Raw genomic sequence first — 8,270 nt, forward strand, 5'->3', positions numbered from 1 at the left:
TGCCTCAGTCAGAAGCCGCCTCAACCGCCGGGTCGTGCTTGCGGAATCGTCTGAACCAGACGCGCATTGCACCCCACCGCAAGCGGATTGCTGCGACGAGCCGCTGCAGCAATTGCAGCCGCCAGAATAGTCGCAACATCGACGCCCAGCCAACGACAACGAATCCGATGATGAGGTAGCTGGAAAGCGACAAGCCAGTGATCTCGTAGAAGTCGCGTGCCGGGGCGATGTTCATTCCCGCCACGAACAACACCAGCAATGCAGCGGCCATCAATGTCGGTCGCCAGTCGCCGGTCAGCTCGTCGCCTCCGACCCAGGCATCGGTCGGCGGCGAGAGGAACGGCAGCAGCATCAGACCGCAGACGATCGAGACAATCGTGATCGCCGTGCGCGCCTCTTCCAGCGTGCCGCCAATCGAGAGCACAGCGGCATAGATCGCCAGCCCGGCGACGGCAATACTGGCGGCCGCCGGCACGACGAAGTAGCCGGCCGAAGGGATCAGGCGGCGCGGCGTCGCACCGGGCCGCGCCCACAGCGCCAGGAAGAGCACCGGCACACCGACTGTCACCATCGCAACCAGGCCGCTTTGCTTCGGTGTCGTCGGAAACTCCAGCCCCAGCCGCGTACTGCCGAAGATCATCAGCGATGTGTAGAGCGCTCGCACCAGGAACAGCCGAATGATGTCCTGCATACCCTTAAGGATTCGCTGGCCCTCGCGGAATGCCTCCGGCAGCGCGGCGAACGAATCCTCCAGCAACACGACATCGGCGACGCTACGCGCGACCTGACTGCCGCTCCGGACGGAGATGGCCAGGTTCGCCTGCTTCAGCGCCAGCACATCGTTGACGCCGTCGCCGATCATCGCGACGTAGTGGCCGCGCTTCCGCAGCTCGCGGACAATCCGCTGCTTCTGCTCCGGCGCGATCCGCCCGAATACGGTCGCGCGCTCGACCAGCTCGCCGAGGTCGGCGTCGGACACTGTATCCAGCTCCATGCCGGAGACGAGCGCGAGATCGCCCGGCATACCTGCCTGCTTCGCCAGGGCCGCCACCGTGTCGGGGTTGTCGCCGGAGATGATCTTCAGCGCGATGCCCTCTTCGGCAAAGCGCGCGATCGTGTCAGCCGCCTCCGGTCGCAGCTCGTCGCTGATACAGATCAGTCCGGCCGCTGTCAGACACTCCGGCAGCACCTGCCGATCGCTGCCTCGGGCCAGCTCGCTATCATCACCGGCGCGCGCGAAGAGAAGCACCCGATAGCCCTGATCGGCCCACTCATCTACCCGCGCCGCGATGTCGGCACCATTGTCGAGCGCCGGCAACAGCATCTCCGGCGCGCCCAGCACCCAGGCACCGTCATCGAACGCGACCGCGCTCCACTTCGTCTTCGAGGAGAACGGCACCTCGACCTGCACCGCACGTCCGGCGCTCGGGCAGGCGGTCTGGATCGCGGTACTTGTGCGGTTGCCGGACGAGGCACTGGCGGCGAAGTCACCCAGCGCAGTCCGTAGTTCGGCGTCGTCCATGCCGATCGGCACCAGCTCACGAACCTGCAGCTCGTTCGTCGTCAGCGTGCCGGTCTTATCGAGGCAGAGCACTCCCACCTGGCTCGTCGATTCGACCGCGTTCATGCGCTGAATCAGCGCGCCCTTGCCGGACATCCGCACAGCGGCCATCGCGTAGGTGACCGTCACCATGAAGATCAACCCCTGCGGAACGAGCGCGACGATGACCGCCGCCGCGCGGACGGATTCGGTCATCGGCACATCGGTGTAGATATGGCGGAACGTGTCGGCGACCTGCACGCCGAGCAGCAGCATCAGCACCAACATCACCCGCACGGCCAGCGTCACTTCGTGCTGCAACGGCGTCTTGACCGTGCGGTAGGCGCGCGCCTGCTCGGTGATCGCGTGGGCCATGCTGTTCGCGCCGACCTTCTCGGCGCGGTAAACGCCGCTGCCGGTCATGCAGAAGCTGCCGGAGTAGACCGGGTCGCCGATCTTCTTCGGCACGAGGTCGGATTCGCCAGTCAGCAACGACTCGTCGACGTGCATGGCGGTCGAGCGCAGGACGGAGCCATCGACCAGCACCTGATCGCCCTGGCCGAGTACCAGCAGGTCGTCGACAACGATGTCGCCGGGCTCGATCTCCTGCTGCTCGCCATTGCGCAGCACCGTCGCGACCGGCCTCGTCAGCAGCGCGATCTGGTCCAGCTTTTGCTTCGCCCGCGCCTCCTGAATGGTGCCAATCACCACGTTGGCAACGACGAGAATCGCTGTCATGAAGGCGTCGCCATACAGGCCGAGCGCCAGCAGGAAGCCGACGATGACGTAGAGCAGGACGTTGACGAAGGTGATCGCATTCTCGAAGAGGATGCGTCGATAGGAACGGCTGGACTGCGACTCGACGGTGTTGACCTCGCCGCGGGTGCGGCGCGCCTCAACCTCGGCATCGGTCAGCCCAACGAGGTGTTGTCTGGTATCGAGATCAGCCGAGGCGGCCGGGACTGACTGTAAAGCCAAGATTCACCCTCCGGCGCAAGCCGTTTACGCCTCAAGTGTAGCGTGCTGGTGCTGCTACAACAGGCAAACTGCTTAACGTTTCGTGGGAATCCGCTCAGTGGTCGAGGATTGCGACCAGCGCTGGGAGTGATTCTTCCTCGGCAGCCTCTGCACCATTGAGGTACGCCGACCCGGCAGCAGCATCACTGAGCGTGCGGCGGGCTGTCGCCAGCACATCGTCGTGCAGTACCCGCAAGTGGGCAGGTCGTGGGCAGTCAAAACGCGCTCGTAGTGCGTCGGCAGCGCCAGCCATGCGGACACACGTCGCGGGCTGCGCGACACTGAGCGCGCGCGCCAAACCATCCAGCGCGTCAACGAAGGAGCGCGGGTCGGCGAGGTCGGCAGACAGCGCCAGGCTCTTGCGCTGCAATGATTTGGCCTGCGCGATGTCGTCCTGCGCCAGCACCACATCGCCCAACCGCGTCGTCGCCAGCGCCACGCCCCAACTGTGGCCGATCGCCTGAAAGCCGCGCAGCCCTTCCGTGACGTGCGTAACCGCTCCGTCCAGCTCGCCGCTCGCAAGCAGCACCTCGCCGATGCTCGTCTGGATGAATGCAATCCCGTAGGGATCATTGATGTCGGTAGCCAGCACCAGCGCGTCCTGATAACAGCGCAGCGCGGCGTCGTGGTCGCCACGCTCGGCGAGGACGATACCGATGTTGTGGAGCGCTGCGACGATACCCGGACGATCGTTATGCTCGCGGCGGATCGTCAGGCACGCCCGGTAGAGTGCTTCAGCCCTGGCGGCGTCACCCTGCACGCGAGCGAGATTGGCCGTCACGTGCATCAGCATCGCCAGACGCAGGGGCGGAACGGCCCCTGGATCGGCCGCACCTGCCAGCACCAGAATCTGTTCAAGCCAGCGCCGTCCCTCGCTGAGCCGGCCACGCCCGGCCCAGTAGCGCCAGAGCACCGCCGCAAAGCGCGTGGCAATATCGGCGGCGCGCTGATCTAGCGCGCGGCGCACCGCAACCTGCAAGTTAGCGTTCTCGCGGCTGAGCTTCGCCAGCCAGATTGATTCGTCCGGACCGACCAGATGCGGCTGGGCCGCTTCGACAAACTCCAGGCACCACGCCAAATGCCGATCGCGAACGGCAACCTCGTCGCCGCTGGTGGCCAACTGCTCGACGGCATATTCACGAACCGTCTCCAGCAGCACGTAGCGCGCGGGATCGGCATCGGTGAGTCTGGCCAGCAGGCCCGCATCAACCAGCGCGGCAAGGCTCGATAGCACATCCGGTGCGGCAACAACCGCCTCAGCGGCTGCGATGATGAAGCCGCCCTCCATGACCGCAAGGCTGCGGAGTGTGCGCTGCACTTCAGGATCAATCAGGTCATAGCTCCAGTCGATCGTCGCCCGGAGCGTCTGCTGGCGTTCTGGCAGGTCACGCGGTCCGCCGGTCAGCAGCGGCAGCGCCGGATCCAGCCGTCGCAGCAGGTCGCTCGGCGGCAGCAGCCGGATCCAGGCAGCAGCCAGCTCAATCGCCAGCGGCAGCCCATCGACCCGCCGACAGATCGCCGCGACATCCGGCAGGTTTGCCGCAGTCAGCGCGAACGCCGGATCGTGCGCACGGGCGCGGTCCGCAAACAGCAGCACGCCGGCCGACAGCACCTGTCCCGGCTGCACCGCTCGATCGACAGGCAGCGGCAGAACCGGGTAGCGCCGTTCGGCGCTGATACCCAGCGGTCGGCGACTGGTCGCCAGCATCGTCAGTCGCGGCAACGTCGCCAGCAACTCGCCGATGTATGGAGCGATGCCATCGAGATGCTCGCAGTTGTCCAGCACCAGCAGCACATCTCGCGCGGGCTGTGGGACCTGTGCCGCCCCGCCCGCACCCAGCAGCCGAACGCCCAACGCCAGCGACATGGCTTCGATGGCGTTCGCCGCATCACGAATCGCAGCGAGCGCGACAAAGGCGACATCATCGAACACATCTGCGACTTGCCGGGCGGCTTCGATAGCCAGGCGCGTCTTGCCGACGCCGCCTGCGCCCGTCAGGGTCAGCAATCGAACATTCGACTCTCGCAGCAGCCGACCAATCTCGTCGATCTCCAGCGCACGCCCGATGAAGCTGGTTGTGGGGGTCGGCAGCGTGGCCGTGACATCGGTGCCACCAGGTGGCTGCGCACGGGCGGCCTGTTGCAGTGCCACGCGCTCATCATCGGTAAGCTGCAATGCCGCGACGAGACGCCGCACTGTATCGCGCCGCGGCAACCGGCGCGCGCCGCGCTCAAGCAGGCCGATCGCGTCCACGCTCAAACCGCTGCGCTCGGCCAGCTCCTCCTGGGTCAACCCGGCCGCACTGCGGTGTGCACGCAGAAGCTCGCCAAACGGTCTGCTCGTATCCATCGATCCCCTTCCGATCTGCCGCGTTGTCAGTGTCGTTGTCAGGGCGCTGTCACTGGCTCGCGACGAGCGAATCAAACACTATCGTCTCACGAGCCAGGCAATAGTCACCGAAAGGATCGCCACAATGACCGCCGAGCAGATGATGGACACGTTCCGGGTTGTGATCGAGGAAGGCTTCAGCAAGGGCAATGTCGCGGCGCTCAACGATTGCTTCGGTCCGACCTGGGCTGAGCACCAGTTCGATCTTCCATCAACCCTGGAAGCGTTCAAGAACACGATCCTCTGGCTGCGCGCGACGATGGCCGACCTAACGCTCACCATCGAGGACATGACCGTCGATGGCGACATGCTCTGGGCACGGATGACAGCACGCGGCACGAACGTCGGCGAATTCATGGGTCGCGCGCCGACCAACAAGTCGTTCGCAATGACTGTCTTCGACGCCTGCCGCTTCGAGGACGGCAAGATCGTCGAGCACTGGGGTGTGCCCGACCGCTTTCATATGCTGATCCAGCTCGGCCTGCTCCCCGGCCCATCGGCCTGATCCAGCGGATCGCTCCACCGAGCGTCGCCCTCAGCCCGGCGGCTGCGCCCGCCAACCATCTCTGCCTCCACGTCGCTGCCAAACTGCCAAGGGGCTCAATCTATCTGGACCGCAGCCGTCGGGCTGAGGGTGACGCCAATGTCAAGTTGTGCGATCGGCAGCCAGCCACTTCTTCTGCCATTTCGAGCTCTCACGCGAGAAATCTCCCCCGCGTTGAACTGAGTCAAACGGGTGGGAGATCTTTCGGTTGCGACCTCAAGATGACAGGGCAAGGGGTTTGCTGCCGATCAGGCAACTTGACATTGACAACGCATTCAGACTGACAGAGGGCGGGAGTGCCTGTCGATCGGGCAATGCGCAGGAGACATGACACCTGAAACCAACCACTGCACTCCGAGCCACCTGCTATCGTGCTTCCATGCAGCGAACATGATGAAGGGGAGGCAGGCGATGGCACGGTTAGATGGCAAGGTCGCGATCATCACCGGTGGGGCGTCGGGAATCGGCGCGGCGAGCGCGCGGTTGTTCGCCGCCGAGGGCGCGAGCGTCGGCATCATCGACCTGCAAGCAGATGAGATCGACCAGACCGTGGGTGAGGTTCAGGCCGCCGGAGGCACGGCGTTCGGTCAGGCCGCTGATGTCTCGCGCTCGGACGAGGTGCAGCAGGCAATCGACGCCATCGCCGACCGCTTTGGTCGCGTTGATGTCCTGTTCGCCAATGCCGGTGTCTCTGGTCACGGCACCGTCGTCGACATCCCCGAGGACGAATTCCGGCGCACAATCGAGGTCAACCTGTTCGGTGGGTTTCACTGCGCCCGCCACGCCATCCCGCACATGACCAGCGGCGGCTCGATCATCTTCACCGCGTCGGAGCTGGCCCTCGTCGGCTCGCGCCGCAACGCCGCCTACACCGCCTCGAAAGCCGGCCTGATCGGCATGGCTCGTTCGATGGCGCTCGACCATGCGCCAGACGGTATCCGCGTCAACGTCCTCTGCCCCGGCCCAATCGACACGCCGATGCTGCAGCGCTCGATCGTCGGGCACGCGGACAGCGCTGCCTACGCACAAATGATCGTCGACGAGACACCACTGCATCGCATCGGGCGACCGGACGAAATCGCCCGCGTCGCCCTCTTCCTGGCGTCCGACGACTCGTCCTACATGACCGGCAGCACCGTCGTCGCCGACGGTGGCGCGACCGCGCAGTAGCCACGTCCATCAACCGGAGGCGCGTCATGAACCCAACGATTCGCAGCATTGGACGCATCAACATCGGTGACGCTGAGCTGGCCTGCGAGGTCAGCGGCAGCGGCCCGGTGGTCGTACTGATTCACGCCGGCATCGCCGACATGCACATGTGGGATCTGCAGGTGTCAGCGCTCGCGACACGCTTCCGGGTCGTGCGCTACGACCCTGCGCGGCTTCGGCGGGTCATCAGGCGGCACCGGTGACTTCGCGCATCACGAGGACCTGGCCGACCTGATTGCTGCGCTCAATCTCGGGCCTGTCCGGCTGGTCGGCTGCTCGTTCGGCGGTCGGGTGGCGATCGATGCGGCGCTCGCCTACCCGGCACTGATCGAGCGGCTGGCGCTGATCAACCCGGCGCTGGGTGGCTATCCGTGGCCGGAAGATCTGGATGCGTCCGAGGAGGCGATTGAGGCGGCGCTGGAGGCCGGCGACATTGACGCCGCCGCCGAAGTCGATCTGCGGGTCTGGGTTGATGGCCCCAGCCGCCAACCCGACGAGGTGGATGCGGATGTCCGCGAACGCGCTCGAGTCATGGCCCGGCAGGTCTACGACGCTGGCGAACCCGCCGGCGCGATGGTCGCACTCACCCCGCCCGCAATCGAGCGCCTTGGCGAGATTCGCGTGCCGACGCTCGTCATCTCCGGCGCGCTCGATCAGCCGATGATGCGCGACATCGCCACACTCATCGGCGAATGCGTTGCTGGCAGCCGGGTTGTCTCATTGCCCGATGTCGCCCATCTGGCGAACATGGAAGCGCCGGACGCCGTCAACAACCTGCTGCTCGAATTCTTCACCGAACAGGACGCTGCGCATGAGCACCGTTGAGCTGCGCGAGATCACAACGGACAACTGGGAAGCGTGCATCCAGTTGAAGATCAGCGCCGATCAGGACGGCTATGTCGAGCCGAACGTCGTCTCGCTCGCCGAATCGCGCGTGCATCCCTGGATGCTGCCGCTGGCGATCTACGCCGATGACGACATGGTCGGCTTCGTTATGTACTCGGACGAGCGCGACCCGCGGCTGCCGCGCTACTGGATTCACCGACTGATGATCGATGAGCGCCATCAGTCTCGCGGATACGGACGCGCCGCAATGCAGGCGGTCATCGATCGGCTGCGGCAGAAGCCCGATTGTGACGAGATCTGGGTGGGCTATGTAAGCCACAACCAGATGGCTCAGCGCTTCTATGCCTCGCTCGGCTTCGTCGAGCAGGGGCCAGCGCCGTGGGGTGATGATGAGCTCGTCGCTCGATTGGCGATCGATGCCGGATAGCGCGAAATCGTCATGAGTGCGGCTAAGATAGCGACAGATCGATTGACTGACATGGGGAGGGACCAGCAATGAAGATTGCCCGCTACCAGAAGGACGGCGCAGTTGCCGTCGGGATCGTTGAAGGTGACGACGTCTACGCCGCCAGTGGTGACGTGTTCGGCACGCTGACGAAGGGCGAGCGAGTCGGTAGCGTCGGCGACGTCGCGCTCGACATCCCGATCGTGCCCGGCAAGATCGTCGCGATCGGCTTGAACTACGCCGCCCACGTGACCGAGAACGATCCGACCCGCGAGGTACC

General features: G+C 65.2%; 8 protein-coding genes. 6 read left to right on the forward strand and 2 right to left on the reverse strand.

The window, feature by feature from the left end; genetic code table 11:
• Positions 1 to 4: 4 nt before the first annotated feature.
• Both M9890_08175 and M9890_08180 read right to left on the reverse strand, forming a co-directional pair.
• Positions 5 to 2,518 (reverse strand): HAD-IC family P-type ATPase, encoded by a 2,514-nt coding sequence (locus M9890_08175; GenBank protein ID MCO5176927.1) that lies wholly within the window; start codon positions 2,516 to 2,518, stop codon positions 5 to 7.
• 94 nt (positions 2,519 to 2,612) lie between these two features.
• Positions 2,613 to 4,907, reverse strand: coding sequence for a helix-turn-helix domain-containing protein (locus M9890_08180; protein MCO5176928.1), 2,295 nt, complete (start codon positions 4,905 to 4,907; stop codon positions 2,613 to 2,615).
• 124 nt (positions 4,908 to 5,031) lie between these two features.
• On the opposite strand from M9890_08180, the gene M9890_08185 reads away from it, so the two are divergent.
• The 6 genes from M9890_08185 to M9890_08210 all read left to right on the forward strand — a co-directional run.
• The gene (locus M9890_08185) at positions 5,032 to 5,451 is read left to right on the forward strand and encodes an ester cyclase (protein ID MCO5176929.1); all 420 of its coding nucleotides are present in this window, start codon (positions 5,032 to 5,034) and stop codon (positions 5,449 to 5,451) included.
• A 450-nt stretch (positions 5,452 to 5,901) separates the two neighbouring features.
• On the forward strand, positions 5,902 to 6,660 hold the full coding sequence (locus tag M9890_08190; GenBank protein MCO5176930.1) for an SDR family oxidoreductase: 759 nt from the start codon (positions 5,902 to 5,904) through the stop codon (positions 6,658 to 6,660).
• 26 nt (positions 6,661 to 6,686) lie between these two features.
• Complete coding sequence (locus M9890_08195) at positions 6,687 to 6,902, forward strand: hypothetical protein (protein ID MCO5176931.1); 216 nt, start codon at positions 6,687 to 6,689, stop codon at positions 6,900 to 6,902.
• Entirely contained in the window at positions 6,865 to 7,524 is a 660-nt protein-coding gene (locus M9890_08200; GenBank protein ID MCO5176932.1) for an alpha/beta hydrolase, read from the forward strand. The genes M9890_08195 and M9890_08200 overlap by 38 nt, the downstream gene beginning before the upstream one ends.
• A complete protein-coding gene (locus tag M9890_08205; GenBank protein ID MCO5176933.1) occupies positions 7,511 to 7,972 on the forward strand; it encodes a GNAT family N-acetyltransferase in 462 nt (153 codons plus the stop codon). The genes M9890_08200 and M9890_08205 overlap by 14 nt, the downstream gene beginning before the upstream one ends.
• A gap of 68 nt (positions 7,973 to 8,040) precedes the next feature.
• On the forward strand, positions 8,041 to 8,270 hold a 230-nt coding region (locus M9890_08210; protein MCO5176934.1), incomplete at its 3' end, for a DUF2437 domain-containing protein.

The organism is Thermomicrobiales bacterium, from assembly GCA_023954495.1.
Lineage (GTDB): Bacteria > Chloroflexota > Chloroflexia > Thermomicrobiales > CFX8 > JAMLIA01.

Coding starts and splice junctions, on each gene's coding strand:
- M9890_08195 (MCO5176931.1), top strand. CDS start 6,687: ATGAACCCAACGATTCGCAGCATTGGACGCATCAACATCGGTGACGCT.
- M9890_08205 (MCO5176933.1), top strand. CDS start 7,511: ATGAGCACCGTTGAGCTGCGCGAGATCACAACGGACAACTGGGAAGCG.
- M9890_08180 (MCO5176928.1), bottom strand. CDS start 4,907: ATGGATACGAGCAGACCGTTTGGCGAGCTTCTGCGTGCACACCGCAGT.
- M9890_08185 (MCO5176929.1), top strand. CDS start 5,032: ATGACCGCCGAGCAGATGATGGACACGTTCCGGGTTGTGATCGAGGAA.
- M9890_08190 (MCO5176930.1), top strand. CDS start 5,902: ATGGCACGGTTAGATGGCAAGGTCGCGATCATCACCGGTGGGGCGTCG.